Origin of the sequence: Arthrobacter sp. NPDC089319 (assembly GCF_040684925.1) — a bacterium.
In the GTDB taxonomy this organism is placed as follows: Bacteria; Actinomycetota; Actinomycetes; order Actinomycetales; family Micrococcaceae; genus Crystallibacter.
Genome location: NZ_JBFBGZ010000008.1, coordinates 183,965 through 197,968, shown reverse-complemented (window position 1 = coordinate 197,968; position 14,004 = coordinate 183,965). Strand labels below are relative to the sequence as shown.

Annotated in this window: 11 protein-coding genes; 9 read left to right on the top strand and 2 right to left on the bottom strand. The window is 63.4% G+C overall.

Annotation, left to right across the window (positions count from 1 at the left end; translation table 11 throughout):
• Positions 1-39: 39 nt before the first annotated feature.
• On the top strand, positions 40-1,803 hold the full coding sequence (locus tag AB0N75_RS13520) for an accessory Sec system protein Asp2 (protein WP_364650630.1): 1,764 nt from the start codon (positions 40-42) through the stop codon (positions 1,801-1,803).
• Positions 1,804-1,925: 122 nt separating this feature from the next.
• Positions 1,926-2,915 carry a hypothetical protein gene (locus AB0N75_RS13515; RefSeq protein WP_364650627.1) on the top strand — a complete coding sequence of 330 codons (990 nt, stop codon included), beginning with the start codon at positions 1,926-1,928 and terminating at the stop codon, positions 2,913-2,915.
• Between the two features lie 38 nt (positions 2,916-2,953).
• On the opposite strand, the gene AB0N75_RS13510 is transcribed toward AB0N75_RS13515, so the two are convergent.
• Both AB0N75_RS13510 and AB0N75_RS13505 read right to left on the bottom strand, forming a co-directional pair.
• Complete coding sequence (locus AB0N75_RS13510) at positions 2,954-3,694, bottom strand: C4-type zinc ribbon domain-containing protein (RefSeq protein ID WP_364650624.1); 741 nt, start codon at positions 3,692-3,694, stop codon at positions 2,954-2,956.
• A 74-nt stretch (positions 3,695-3,768) separates the two neighbouring features.
• Entirely contained in the window at positions 3,769-4,779 is a 1,011-nt protein-coding gene (locus AB0N75_RS13505) for a Nif3-like dinuclear metal center hexameric protein (RefSeq protein ID WP_364650621.1), read from the bottom strand.
• A 100-nt stretch (positions 4,780-4,879) separates the two neighbouring features.
• On the opposite strand from AB0N75_RS13505, the gene msrA reads away from it, so the two are divergent.
• From msrA to AB0N75_RS13470, 7 genes are all read left to right on the top strand, one after another.
• Positions 4,880-5,404, top strand: a complete 525-nt coding sequence (msrA, locus tag AB0N75_RS13500) for a peptide-methionine (S)-S-oxide reductase MsrA (RefSeq protein ID WP_364650618.1) — start codon at positions 4,880-4,882, stop codon at positions 5,402-5,404.
• Between the two features lie 88 nt (positions 5,405-5,492).
• Positions 5,493-6,428 (top strand): cysteine synthase A, encoded by a 936-nt coding sequence (cysK, locus tag AB0N75_RS13495; protein ID WP_364650615.1) that lies wholly within the window; start codon positions 5,493-5,495, stop codon positions 6,426-6,428.
• Between the two features lie 79 nt (positions 6,429-6,507).
• The gene (gene epsC, locus AB0N75_RS13490; RefSeq protein WP_136786967.1) at positions 6,508-7,095 is read left to right on the top strand and encodes a serine O-acetyltransferase EpsC; all 588 of its coding nucleotides are present in this window, start codon (positions 6,508-6,510) and stop codon (positions 7,093-7,095) included.
• A 47-nt stretch (positions 7,096-7,142) separates the two neighbouring features.
• A complete protein-coding gene (locus AB0N75_RS13485) occupies positions 7,143-8,129 on the top strand; it encodes a diaminopimelate dehydrogenase (protein WP_364650612.1) in 987 nt (328 codons plus the stop codon).
• A 144-nt stretch (positions 8,130-8,273) separates the two neighbouring features.
• Entirely contained in the window at positions 8,274-9,179 is a 906-nt protein-coding gene (locus AB0N75_RS13480) for a hypothetical protein (RefSeq protein ID WP_364650609.1), read from the top strand.
• 399 nt (positions 9,180-9,578) lie between these two features.
• A complete protein-coding gene (locus AB0N75_RS13475) occupies positions 9,579-10,988 on the top strand; it encodes a hypothetical protein (RefSeq protein WP_364650606.1) in 1,410 nt (469 codons plus the stop codon).
• 583 nt (positions 10,989-11,571) lie between these two features.
• Positions 11,572-13,881, top strand: coding sequence for a S8 family serine peptidase (locus AB0N75_RS13470; RefSeq protein ID WP_364650603.1), 2,310 nt, complete (start codon positions 11,572-11,574; stop codon positions 13,879-13,881).
• Positions 13,882-14,004 lie beyond the last annotated feature (123 nt).

The window sequence follows — 14,004 nt, the reverse complement described above, 5'->3', positions numbered from 1 at the left end:
TTTCCCCGGCGTTCACCCGCTCGCAGTAGCTTCGCAGGCATGCCCCAACGTGAACAGGACTTTCTGCACAACGGCGTCCTGGTGGAATACAAGACGCGCGAAGCCAAGCAGGACCGGCGCCACCTGATCGTGATGTTCACCGGGCTCCGGCCGCGGGACACCTACGACTTCGACGGCCAGTCCACGCAGGAGAACCAGGCCAACTGGCTGTGGATCAAGGACAAGTTCGGGCCGCAGCCCGCCTACACGCTGTGCCGGGACATGAACTTCGCCGTCGAACACGCAGTGATCGCGCTGATCGACGCGGAGCTGCAGCGGCTGGGCCTGAGCCGGAACGAATGCACGCTCGTGGGAATCTCCAAGGGCGGTTTCCCCGCGCTGTACTACGGGATCAGGTACAACTTCGGCAATATCGTCGCCTGCGCCCCGCAGGTCTACGTCGGCACGCACACCCGGCGGAACCGACCCAAGACCTTTGCGCACATGACCGGGGACGGCGGGGACCGGGAGCAGGAAGTGCTTGACGCGCTGATTCCGGACGCCGTTGCCGCGGACCAGGACACGAACAAGAACATTTACCTCTTCAGCTCCCTGCAGGACCAGTCCCACGCCGCCCAGACCGGCCGGGCGCTGCCGCTGTTCGCGAAGTACCCGAACTTCAACTACATCGAGACGGACTCCGATCTGGTGTGGGACCATGCCGGGGAAATCCGCTACAACCTGCCGCTGATGCTCTCCATCATGGCCGCAGTGGCCGACAACACCCCGCCGCGGTTCGGTACGGTGCGCAACGGGAACCGGATGCCGTCCCAGTTGCGCAGCGACGTGCTGACGCGTCAGCGGGAGGCCGGCGCCGCCGTCGCCGATCTCACCGGTGTGCGGCTGTCCGGCTCGGTATTCTTCCCGGAGGGCGTGGGCTTCCTGCGCGGGCACGCCATCAAGAGCCGCTCGCCGCTGGCCACCACACTTGTTCTGTCCGGCGGCGGGATCCGGCAGGAGCACGAGCTGGCCGGAGCCAGCGATCCGGCGATCTCTTTCAGGTACCACGAGGAAGCCGCCTGCGACTACAAACAGGCGAAATTCACGTCCCCGGACAGGCGGGGCATCGATCTGGCCGGCCTGCCGGCGGATACGTACCAGGCACGGCTGCGGCTGGCCGTCCCCGGCCGGGACGCCGAGCTGCCGCTGGCCTCGGGCACACCGCTGAGCGCCGAGTCACAGCGGGACGGGCGGCTGTACCGTTTTCGCACCCGGCCCGGCGGCGCCGTGCTCGATGTGCGCCCGGTCCTCGGCACCGCACCCCAGGAGGCATACTTCCGGCTGCGCACCAGCTGGGCACGCGGGCCGCGCGTGCATCTGGACGGGGACTTCGCCGTCCGCGGCGTGGAAATCCCCGACAGCAAAGCCGCCCACTACTACCTGGTGCTGCACGGGCCGGCCGGCACCCACGCCTTCGCGCTGGCCGCCGGCGGCTTCCGCGCGGACGCAAACGTCTTCGGCGACGCCCTGAGCGACTACTCCGGCGCACACTTCGGCACCCGCAAGGGCACCGGCGTGGACATCTCCGCGCTACCACCGGGAACCTACAATGCGTCCGTCAGCCTCAGCTGCGCCGGCGGCCTCTACACCCTACCCACCGGCAAAACCGTACAGATCCGGACCACCAACACCGGCACCACCGCCACCCTGCGTGACACCGCTCCCTTGCGGCGCCGAGGCTGGGGGTCGGTTCAGCCGAGGGAACTGCAGCGGAGGATCAGGCGCAAGATCAGACGCCGGCTGTCCCGACTAGTGGTGCGCTGACCAGCCCCTCCTGCGCCTTTATCCGCATGGTCTCTAGGGCTTATATTGGGCGTGCGCTCGAAGGCGCCATTCATCGGTGACCGGGGGCATGGCAACTGCTGGCGTGACCGTAGGGAGGCACAGTGTCCTCGATTCAGCGCCCCGTCCGGCGCCGAGCCGTTCTGGGCCTGGTACTGGCCGCGCTCCCCTGTGCAGTGGCCGCCGACCTCGCCGGCCATCCTGCGGCACCAATGACGGCCCGCCCGGCCGTCCCTGCCCGCCCCGGCGCGCCGGAGATGGCCTGCTGGGGTTCCTCTACCGCTGCAGGAATGTCCCCGGATCTGGCGCTCCTAGCCTCTGCGTACGGGATGACGTACTTCAACGGGGGCGCCGGCGGTCAGACCGCTGAACAGATCCTCGCCCGGCTCGGGTCCCGGCCGGCGCACGTTGACGCCGGCGTCATCCCGGCCTCCGGCTCCGTCCTCATCTCCTCACCGTCGATGAGCGCCAAGGATGCCGCATCGTTCAGCGCTCCGGGCGCCCTAGCCGGCATCCCGGGGAAACTTTCCAAGGCCCACGGCGCACAACCTGGCTACAGCTTCCGCCGCAGCCAGCCCGGCAATCGCATGCGGATCCCTGACGGAACCCCGTTTCTCTCCGCCGAGGGCAACGAGTTCAGGGCCGGCATCAGCCACCTGAGCATTGGGAAGAACAACCTCACCGGCAAACACCATGCAACGACCGACCCGGACACCATTATCGAGTGGACCCAGACGGCTGACGAGTGGCTTTCAGCCGCCGGCGGACACGTGCTCGTCTGGGGGCACTTCGTCAATACCGGAACGCACGCATCGTCGCCCGTGCGACGGCGCATCAACCGCGTGAATGATGCCCTGGCGGCGCAATACGGTCCGCGGTACGTGGATCTGGACCGGCTGCTGACACAGCGAGGTGTTTGGGAGATGGCCGGCGTCCGGCCGAGGCCGGAGGACCTGATGGAACAGACGCGGGGCAACAAGCCGCCCAGTCTCTCCAGCAACCGTGCGCACCTGAATACGGCGGGGTATGCGGTCCTGCGCCGCGTGATCGAGGGCAAGCTCGACAATCTGGGCTGGCTTCCGGCAAGCCGATAGCTGCCGCTTCCGGGCGGCACCCGACCCGAAAATGCGGGCTAGCTCTTCCACTCCTCCGAGCGGATGAGGATGCAGCCGGAGTCCGGGCAAAAGACGATGTCGTCGGCGGCGGCCTTGCGGATGTCGGAAAGATCGCCGGCGCTCAGCTGCATGCCGGAGCCTTCGGACTTGCCGTGGAACAGGCGGGCGGCGCCGATGCCGCGGTGGGCCAGGGTCTTTTCGTAAACGGCCAGGAGGGCCGGTTCGAAGCTGCCGGCCAGTTCCTTCCGGTCCGCCGACACCGCGCCGCGTTCGCTCTCGATCCCGGCGAGTTCATCGTCGCGGGTACGTTCCAGGCCGGACAATTCCTCGCGCAGCTGGTCGCTGGACTGCTGGTGCTCGGTGTGACGGGTCCGAAGCGTCTCCAGCCGCTCCATGACTTCCAGCTCCACGTCTTCCAGGTCGCTGCGGCGCTTGTTCAGCGAGACCAGTTCGTGCTGCAGCGCAGTGAGGTCCTTGGGTGTACCCGATCCGCTGTCCAGGCGCTTCTGGTCGCGTTCGATCCGCGATTGGACCGTCTCCACGTCCGCTTCGGCGCGCTTCAGTTCACGCTCGGTGTCCGCGATCTCGGTGTTCAGGGCGACCAGTGACGAGTCGGCAGCGGACAGCTTCTCCACCAGCGCATCGATCTCGGCGTTCTTGGCAGTGGCTGCAGCGCGGCGGCTCAGTTGAGTGAGCTTGCCATCGAGTGCCTGCAGGTCGAGCAGCCTCAGTTGCTCGGAAGCCGGTGCCTTCGCCATGTACGTCCTTTCAACACGCTGCAGAACCGTTGCGGTTCAGCTTCGTCCTAGCCTACCGTCCGGACGCGGCGCTGCTAGCCCGGCGTGAGGACGAAATCCCATGGGTCGGTGTTGGTGACGCTGACCTTGACGTCCACCGTGTAGCCCTGGTCGGTCAGGACGTTGTCCAGCGCCGCAGACGCGGGCGTCAGCCAGAGCCACTCGCTGCCAAAATGGGAGACATCGATCAGGTACGGCCGGCCGTCCACCGTTCCTTCGCGCGCCTCGGAGGCGGGATGATGGCGTAGATCTGCCGTGACGTAGACGTCCGCCCGGGACGCCCGGACCTGGTCGAACAGCGAGTCGCCTGCGCCGCCGCAGACGGCCACGCTGCGGATGATTCCGTTCCGGTCGCCGGCCACCTTCACTCCCCCGGCAACGGCCGGCAGGATGCTGAAGACTTGCTCGGCGAATTCGCCCAGGGTCCTGGCCTCGGCCAGCTCCCCGACCCGTCCGATGCCTTCTTCGGGCAGGCCGTTGTCGGCCGGCGACAGCGGCCGGACGTCCTGCAGGCCCAGGGCATCGGCCAGCACGTCGGAGACACCGCCCACGGCGCTGTCCCCGTTGGTATGGACGGTGACCAAGGCGCAGCCGTTCTCGATCAGCCGGTGCACGGCGTCGCCCTTGAAGCTGGAGGTTGCCACCGAGTTGACTGGCTTCAGCAGCAGCGGGTGGTGCGTGAGCAGCAGGTCGGCGCCCCATTCGATGGCTTCGGTGATCACGTCGGCGGTGGGATCCACGGCGAACATGATCTTCCGTACGTCGGCCGAGGGGCGTCCGACGACGGGGCCCACGGCGTCCCACTGCTCGGCCAGCGATTCGGGCCACAGTTCCTCGATGGCCAGCAGTACGTCGCCAAGGACCGGCGTCTTCGGCTGTGCTTCGTCCGTTGCGGCGGCGTCCGTGTCCGCGGGGTTTTCAGTTCCCGCTGGGGATGCGGTTCCTTCCGAGGCTTCGGTGCCCGCTGGGCTGTCTGTTCCCGCTGAAGTTGTGGATCCCGCGGGGGCTTCGGTGTCCCCGGTGCGGAGCAGTTCGTCGTCGACCATAGGTCCTTTTCTACCCCATCCGTCGCGGGCCCGCCCACACGCCCTCAGCGTAAGACTGGCGCCCGGGAACATTCGAGGGGTCCATGACATTGTTTAACCCATGAAGACTTTTGTGCTTGGCGGTGGCTGCTTCTGGTGCCTGGACGCGGTCTACAACATGACCCGTGGCGTGACGGAGGTGGTCTCCGGCTATACCGGCGGGGCTGTGAAGGACCCGTCCTATGAGGCGGTCTGCTCCGGAACCACCGGACATGCCGAGGTTGTTGCCGTCACGTTCGACGAGACGGTGGTGCCGGAGGAGGTCATCCTGGGCATGTTCTTCGCCTCGCACGACCCCACCACGCTGAACCGGCAGGGATACGACGTCGGCACGCAGTACCGCTCGTCGATGTTCTACATCGACGACGAGCAGAAACAGACCTTCGTTTCGGCGATCGAACGCGCGCAGGCCGACTGGCACGACCCGATCGTGACCGAGGTGGTCCGGCTGCCGGAGTTCTACCCGGCGGAGGAATACCACCAGAACTTCTATGCCAAGCATCCGCAGGTGGGCTACTGCCAGGTGATCATCAATCCCAAGCTGGCCAAAGCCCGTAAATATTACGCCGAATGGCTCATCGCATAGCAGGCCGATCAGCGCGCTGACTAGGCTGAAAGAAGTTTTGTTACTCCCATCTCTGTAGCGGCCTCCGGGCCAGAAGGCAGGAACACCCATGGCACCGATTTACGACGACGTCACCCAGGTTGTGGGACGCACCCCGCTGGTGCGCCTGAACCGGCTCACCGAAGGCCTGCCGGCCCAGGTTGCCGTGAAGCTGGAGTTCTACAACCCGGCCAACTCGGTGAAGGACCGGATCGGTGTGGCCATTGTTAACGCCGCCGAGAAGGCCGGAGCCCTGAAGCCGGGCGGCACCATCGTGGAGGGCACCTCCGGCAACACCGGCATCGCGCTGGCCATGGTGGGCGCGGCCCGCGGCTACAAGGTCATCCTGACCATGCCGGAGACCATGTCCACCGAACGCCGCGTGATGCTGCGCGCCTTCGGTGCCGAGATTGTGCTGACCCCTGGCTCCGAGGGCATGCGCGGTGCCGTGGAGAAGGCCAAGGAGATCGTGGCCAACACCGAGAACTCCATCTGGGCGCAGCAGTTCGCCAACGAGGCCAACCCGCTGATCCACCGCACCACCACCGGCGAGGAAATCTGGGCCGACACCGACGGCAAGGTGGACATCCTGGTGGCCGGCATCGGCACCGGCGGCACCATCACCGGCGCGGGCGGCCTGCTCAAGGAGCGCAAGCCCGGCGTCCAGATCATCGCCGTCGAGCCGGAAGACTCCGCCATCCTCACCGGCGGCAACCCCGGTCCGCACAAGATCCAGGGCCTGGGCGCCAACTTCATTCCGGAGGTGCTGGACACCAGCATCTACGACGAAGTGCTGGATGCCCCGACGTCGGCCTCGGTCGCCGTCGCGCGCGATCTGGGCATCAAGGAAGGCATCCTCGGCGGTATCTCCTCCGGTGCTGCAGTCTGGGCGGCGCTGGAAGTAGCCAAGCGGCCGGAGAACGCCGGTAAGCTGATCGTGGCCGTGGTGCCCGACTTCGGTGAGCGCTACATCTCCACGCTCCTCTACGACGACATCCGCGGCTAACCAGCTTCCCTGCGCCGTGCGGGCGGCGGCCGACCAGTTTCGGGCCCGCCCGCGGCGCAATGTCGATCAGAAAGAGCACATGGGTTTCCTAGCGCGACTGCGTGAAGACCTCGAGGCCGCCCGGTCGCACGACCCGGCGGCCCGGGGCCGCGTGGAGAATTTCCTGGCCTACTCCGGATTGCACGCCATCTGGATCCACCGGCTGACCCACAAAATGTGGGCCAACCCGTCGCTGCGGCTGCCCGCCCGGCTGATCTCTCAGGCCGGCCGTTTCCTGACCGGCATCGAGATCCACCCCGGCGCGACCATCGGCCGCCGGTTCTTCATTGACCACGGCATGGGTGTGGTGATCGGCGAGACCGCGGAGATCGGCGAGGACGTGATGATCTACCACGGCGTCACCCTCGGCGGCCGCTCGCTGGCCAAGGTCAAGCGCCATCCCACCATCGGCGACCGCGTGGTGATCGGCGCCGGCGCCAAGGTGCTGGGCCCCGTGGTCATCGGTGCGGACAGCGCCATCGGGGCCAACGCCGTGGTGGTCAAGGACGCGCCACCGGAATCCATTATCACCGGTATTCCGGCCACCTTCCGGCACCGGGATCCGCAGCGCGAAACCAAGCCCGCCGTGGACCCGGCCGAATACATCGATCCGGCGATGTGGATCTAACCCTCCGCTGCCTGAAACACCGTTGAACCTGACGATAGGACAGACCCTTGGGTGAATCGATTCGTGTCGGCATTGCCGGCTACGGAAACCTAGGCCGCGGCGTGGAGGCCGCGGTTGCCAAAAACCCGGACATGCAACTGGTCGGGGTATTCACCCGCCGGCATCCGGCAGACCTGGCTACCCTGCGCACCGAGACCGCCGTCTACGCCATGGACGACCTCGCCGGACACGAAGACCACATTGACGTGCTGATCCTGTGCGGCGGCTCCAAGGAGGACCTCCCGCAGCAAGGACCCGTCATGGCCGCCCGCTTCAACACGGTGGACAGCTTCGACACGCATGCCCGCATCCCGGAGTACTTCGAGACCGTCGACGCCCCGGCGCGCGCCGCTCGGAAGACCGCGCTGATTTCCGCCGGCTGGGATCCGGGCATGTTCTCGATCAACCGGGTCTACGGCGAAGCCCTGCTGCCCGACGGCGACACCTACACGTTTTGGGGCCGGGGCCTGAGCCAGGGCCACTCCGATGCCATCCGCCGGGTGCCGGGTGTGGCCGCCGGCGTCCAGTACACGCTGCCGTCGGAAGCTGCCATCGCACAGGTCCGCAACGGCAGCCGCCCGCAGCTGGAAACCCGGCAGAAACACACCCGCGAATGCTTCGTGGTGCTGGCCGATGGCGCCGACCCCGCCGCGATCCGCGAAGCCATTGTGACCATGCCGCACTACTTTGACCAGTACGACACCGAGGTCCACTTCATCACCGCCGAAGAATTGGCTCGCGACCACAGCGCCATGCCGCACGGCGGCATGACCATCCGCAGCGGCAACACCAGCGACGAGCACGCCCAGGTCATCGAATACGGCCTCACGTTGGAGAGCAACCCGGAATTCACCGCCAGCGTCCTGGTGGCCTACGCCCGCGCAGTTCACCGGCTGAACCAGCAGGGCCAATTCGGCGCCGTCACCGTCTTCGACGTCCCGCCGGGCCTGCTATCCCCCAAATCCCCCGCCGAACTGCGCGCCGAACTGCTGTAGTACTTCCGCCTCTGCCCCTGAGCTGAGATGGTGTGCTGGGGACATGTCCCCCATCGCTGCAGCATCCGCGCGCTCGCGTGACCTGACATACAATTGACCGGTCAAACTATTAACCGGGAACATGTCCCGGGGAAGTTGGGGAAATTGAAACTCGCATCGTTCATGCGGGGCGTCGCGGTCTCAGCAGCCGCAGTCTCGCTCCTCTTTGGTTCGGTTACCGCCGCCCACGCGGCACCGCTGCCGGCCACAACACCCGTATCTGATACGACCGTCGACGAATCGGTTCCGACGCCGGCGCCCGTTACGAGCCTGTCCATCAACAAGATCGCCACTCAGGTTGCGCCTGTCAATGGGTCGACAACCGTGAAACCGGCCGTTTCCGCGGCCGGCTGGGTCACCGTCACCTCAAAGGTCATGACGGTCAAGCAGGGCAACAAGACCGTGGTCAAGAACAAGACCAAGGCGAAGCTTAAAGCCGGTACGTACTCGGTGAAGACCACCGTGAAGTACAAGACCTACACGATGGAGGAAGGCCAGCGGGTCTATTCCTCTTCCAAGAGCACCAGGGAGACCCAAAAGCTGGTCGTTCGCAATGCCGTGGCAGTGAAGTCGATTGCCGGCAAGAAGGTTCCATACAACGGCAAGGCGACTATAAAACCGAACGTTTCGGCCGCCCAAGGTGTGAAGGTCATTTCCAAGACCTTGACGGTCAAGCTGGGCAACAAGACAGTGGCTAAGAACAAGAAGTCGGCGTCCTTGAAGGCCGGCAAGTACAAGGTCACGACAACCGTGAAATACCGTTTGCCGTCGTCGACGGCCACGCGTACTGCGACGAAGACCCAGTGGTTGACCATCAAGTCAGGCAAGAAGCCCACCAGCGTTGCCGGATACGGGAACAGCTGCCCCAGCGGATACCCGATCAAGGGGAACGCCAGCTCGATGATCTACCACGTTCCGGGTGGCGGCTTCTACAACCGGACCAATCCGGAAGAGTGCTTCGCCAGCCAGGGCGCAGCCATCAACGCCGGCTACCGTCCCTCAAAACGCTAACGGGAGTTCTTAGCGCAGGACAACGTTTTCCGGCTGGCCCCGGGACAACCGATGGTTGTCCCGGGGTCGGCTGTATCCCCGGTGATGTCACCGTTTTCTACACCCCCGTCTCCGGCAATATGTTTTCGACCTACTGCCGGTGTAGCGACCAACTCAGTGGACGTTTAAGCTATCCACGATTTAAACATGAGCGCGTCCCGCTGCATGATTGCGCAATGGCTTTTCGCAGACTGGGGGGCTTGTTGTTTAGGGGCAGTGCCTCGGGCTGAGAGCAGCCCCCTCGCCGGTAGGCGGTGACGTTGCAGGATCCACGCGCGATCCTCCGCTGGTCTTGATGACGGTGTTGACTGCTTAATGCCTGATTGTTGAGTATTATCCAGATAACTCCTTATTCATGACGTGGAGCTGCCTCTTCCATCTACTCTGTATTTCATTCTCGTTGGGGGAATATTCTTGAAAAGACTCCTTCAGCGCGCCACCACAATTTTGGTGGCCGCGCTTCTATTCGCTGCGCCGATTGCAGTTGCTCCAGCCAGCGCGAGCCCAATCACGCGTAGCGTCACTACAACGATCGCGGCCACTACGGCGGTCAGCAAAGCAAAAATCACGACCAGCCCGAAGTCTGCAACCGTTGCTAAGGGCAAAACTCACAGCTTCAAAGTCAAAGCAACTGGCAGCAAGCTCAAATATCAGTGGCAAGTGAAGAAGCCCAAGTCCAGTAAATGGGTCAAAGCGACGGGCTCTTCCGCGAAAACCAAAACTCTGAGGGTCATGGCCGTCGCGAGCCTCAACGGAGCACAGTACCGCGCCATCGTCTCAAATTCGCGCGGAAAGACTACTTCCAAGAGCGCCAAACTCAGCGTTGTCACCTCACCTAAGATCACTACTCAGCCCAAGAACCTGACCGCGGCTGCAAAATCGAAAGTAGCGCTTTCGGCCAAGGCCAACGGCGGGTCCGTGTCCTACCAATGGCAGCGTAAAGCCGGATCCAAATGGACGAATATTTCAAAGGCCACCAGGTCCACCCATTCCTTCACCGCTTCCACAGGGCAGTCAGTAAACGAGTACCGGGTCATAGCGAGCAATAAGGCTGGAAAAGCGACCTCCATCAGCGTGAAAGTGACCACTGTCGTCAAACCGACAGTGAAAATCCCGGTCTCAATTCAGACCACCGCTGGGAAGTCCGTCACCATCAAGAGCCAGGTCAGCGGAGGCTCCCTGTCCTACGCGTGGGAACGGGAGGTCCAAGGGGCTGACGGTAACGCTACTTGGAAGAGAATCGTTGGAGCCACTGGCGCGAACTACACCTTTACCGCACGGTCCACGAACGAACTGGACACCTACCGGGTGATAGTCACGAACAAGGCCGGAAAAGCCACATCAGCAGAAACGGTGCTTTTTGTAAGTTCAACTAGGCAAGATCCCTTCGCCATAGACAAAATCTTCAGCATGCCGGACTGGATGGTGACGTTCTTTGCACCAGGTCAATATCCAAGTGACAGGCCAGGAAAAGTGGATCTTTTTGTTGACCTGTTCCTAGGCAATATCAGCGAGTCCACTATAGATCCCGGTGAATGGATCGCAGTCGACTACATCGGAAGCGACGGCCTGATCTACAACGACTCCGAGTACACTGTGGAAGATTCCTACCTCGACATGGGGCCGTTGCTTCCCATGGACGTCGATCTTGCGTCCTCGATCGGCTATGGGGTTGTGTTTGCCGATGTCCCAGCCCACGCGGTCAAGGGAGGAATCTGGCGTATCACCGATCTCTACGATGGATCAGTCGAATACGTGAAGGGATTCTAAGGACGTACCGTCACCGAGGATATGGATGCACATGTGCTCGGGATTCATTGGAACCGCCTGCGTCAACGATGGCTCACCGGAAATGGGTTGTTGCCATTCAGCAACAACCCATTTCTCGGTAGGGCGCCTCCCTGCGGCGGCCCAGCGGATCGGAGCGGACGACCAATCGGTAACAGGAGCGCCAATTGTCCGGTTGCCCTGGCCCATCGACATAACGAATCAATCGGAACTGCCGATAGCAAGATACGGCATGGCTCCTAACTGGTACTCAATGTCGAGGGCGTTTTTAGAAGCTGGCCGGGTCGCCGCTGAACGGGCCGGAGGCCTGCACGTAGCGCAGAGGTAGTCCAATTGCACTCGCGCGGGTTCTCATCTCGCGATGGACGAGTCGCAATGACTGGGCACCTTCATCAAACTCTTGAGGATTCACATGTCGGGAACGTTGCGCAGATTGGTACCAGCTTGGGTCGTTGCGGTCGCAGCAATTTCGCTCCTAGCCGGGTCTGTCCTTCCGATTACTGCCGCATCCGCAGCGGACAGTCATCCCGAACTTCCGGATGACGGATCGCTTCAAGCGGCATCTATGGAGGCAGGCGGAGACCGGTTCATCGTCAAGTTCCGCGCAACCGCTGAGGCCAGTGCCGCCGAGCGGGACAGTTCCTATCGCGAAGTTGCCGCAGACGCCGGCGTCGCCCTTGAGGAACTGCACACCACGGCTGACGGCGCCGGGGTCATCGAGGCCGACCGGGAACTCACTGCCGTGGAAGCCAACGAGTTGCTCAAGACCTTATCCGCCCGCCCTGATGTTGAGTACGCGGAACAGGACGTCCTGATGTACCCTGCGTACAATCCCAACGATACGTACTACAAGCAACAATGGTCATTCGCTGACACTAAAGCCGGTCTGGCCCTCCCTGAAGCGTGGCACACGACGACCGGCAAGGGGTCTGTGGTTGCTGTGATCGACACCGGGCTGACCCGGCACAGCGATCTCGAAGCTAGTGTGTTGCCCGGCGCGGACCTCATCTCCGATCCCGACATATCGCGGGACGGCGACGGACGTGATCAGGATCCGCTGGACAATGGCGACTGGTGTGATGAATCTGGTTCCGACTCTTCGTGGCATGGAACTCATGTAGCAGGCATCGTTGCTGCCGTCGCGGGTAACGGTCGCGGAGTTGCAGGCGCGGCCCCCGGCGCAAAAATCGTCCCTGTTCGCGCGCTGGGCGCCTGCCTGGGCTGGATGTCGGACATTGCTGACGCTGTTATCTGGGCGGCCGGCGGAGGCGTGGACGGCATGAGTCCGAATCAGAACCCCGCAGATGTCATCAATTTAAGTCTTGGCGGCACGGGCGCCTGTGACTCCACCATGCAGGACGCCATCAACTTTGCGGTTAGCAAGGGGAGCACTGTCGTGGTCGCGGCAGGCAACGAAGCCGAGCCGGCCAAAAACTTTTCACCCGCCAGCTGCAACGCAGTTGTCACGGTAGCTGCCTCTGGTCCGACCGGTGACCGCGCCGACTACTCCAACTATGGAGCTGCCGTCGACGTAACGGCACCGGGTGGAGACACGAGGTTTGTCGCCGGCGGCATCCCATCAACAGTGAACACCGGAACTACGGTCCCCGCTGGAGAGGGCTACGCCATCCTGGAGGGCACTTCGATGGCTGCACCACACGTGGCCAGTGTTGCGGCCCTGCTAAAGTCCGCCAACCCGCTCCTATCCCCCGCCCAGATTGAGGCTGTCCTCAAGAATTCGGCGCGTCCAATCGCCCGCTGCTCAAGGGACTGCGGCGCTGGATTGGTGAGCGCTTTGGCGGCCGTCGGTTCCGTGCTGCCAAAGCTAATGTCCGAAACTCCCATCATCGTCGGAACAGGCGCGATAGGCAGCGTGCTGTACGTCACCCCAGGCACGTGGTCGCCTCAACCGGTTCTGATCTCATACCAGTGGTTCCGCGATGGATCAGCCATCCCCGGCGCAATTGGCGCCAGCTATCGGCTGTCCTCGCACGACCTAGGCTCCAAGGTTTCTGTACGAGTTACAGGGTCCAAGAGCGGGTACATGACCAGCGTCCGCCAATCCGCGGGAATTATGGCAGGCGTTCTCACCACGGCTGCTCCGAAGATCACGGGTAACGCTAAGGTCGGCAACTCGCTCAAAGCGACAGCCGGACCTTGGACCCTCGGCACTACTCTGAAGTACCAGTGGCTGCGCAACGGCTCCCCTATCTATCGAGCCACCGGAATTAATTACGCACTGACTGCTACCGACGTCGGTAAATCCATCAAGCTCCGGATATCTGGAGCCAAGAGCGGATACGCCACCGCCGCCCGTGAGTCGGCCGCCGTTAGTGTCGCCGCCGGCACCCTCGCCACCTCCACTCCGAAAATCACGGGCGCAGCCAAGGTCGGCAAGAAGCTGACAGCCAAGGCCGGCACTTGGACCTCCGGCACCCACCTGAAGTACCGGTGGTACCGATCCGGAAAAGCCATCAAGGGCGCGACGTCGCAAACCTACACGCTCGTCTCTGCAGACCGCTACGACCGGATCACGGTGAAGGTCACCGGTACCAAAGCCGGATACGCGGCCGCAGCGAAAACCTCGGCCAAGACAAGCAAAGTCGCTGCCGGAACCCTGAAATCTGTAAAGCCGAAAATCTCTGGCACAGCTAAGGTCGGGAAGAAGCTGACGGCCAAGGCCGGCACCTGGACCTCCGGCACCAAACTGAAGTACCAGTGGTACCGCTCCGCAAAAGCCATCAAGGGAGCCACGTCCAAGACCTACAAGCTCGTTTCCGCCGACCGCGGTGACCGGATCAGCGTGAAGGTTACCGGCACCAAGACCGGTTACAACACAACGTCGAAAGTTTCGGCTAATACGCGGAAAATCTGACTTCGGACAGCGAATAGCAGCGGCTGATATCCCTGCATGCCCAAGGCCCCGTTCAAAGAACTGTGTGCAATCGTGAGGGGCTCCGAAGATGCAGGCCCGCCGCACACGGCCCCTGCTACTGTG

Coding starts and splice junctions, on each gene's coding strand:
- AB0N75_RS13520 (WP_364650630.1), top strand. CDS start 40: ATGCCCCAACGTGAACAGGACTTTCTGCACAACGGCGTCCTGGTGGAA.
- epsC (WP_136786967.1), top strand. CDS start 6,508: ATGGGTTTCCTAGCGCGACTGCGTGAAGACCTCGAGGCCGCCCGGTCG.
- AB0N75_RS13505 (WP_364650621.1), bottom strand. CDS start 4,779: ATGGTCGACGACGAACTGCTCCGCACCGGGGACACCGAAGCCCCCGCG.
- AB0N75_RS13470 (WP_364650603.1), top strand. CDS start 11,572: ATGGAGGCAGGCGGAGACCGGTTCATCGTCAAGTTCCGCGCAACCGCT.
- cysK (WP_364650615.1), top strand. CDS start 5,493: ATGGCACCGATTTACGACGACGTCACCCAGGTTGTGGGACGCACCCCG.
- msrA (WP_364650618.1), top strand. CDS start 4,880: ATGAAGACTTTTGTGCTTGGCGGTGGCTGCTTCTGGTGCCTGGACGCG.
- AB0N75_RS13510 (WP_364650624.1), bottom strand. CDS start 3,694: ATGGCGAAGGCACCGGCTTCCGAGCAACTGAGGCTGCTCGACCTGCAG.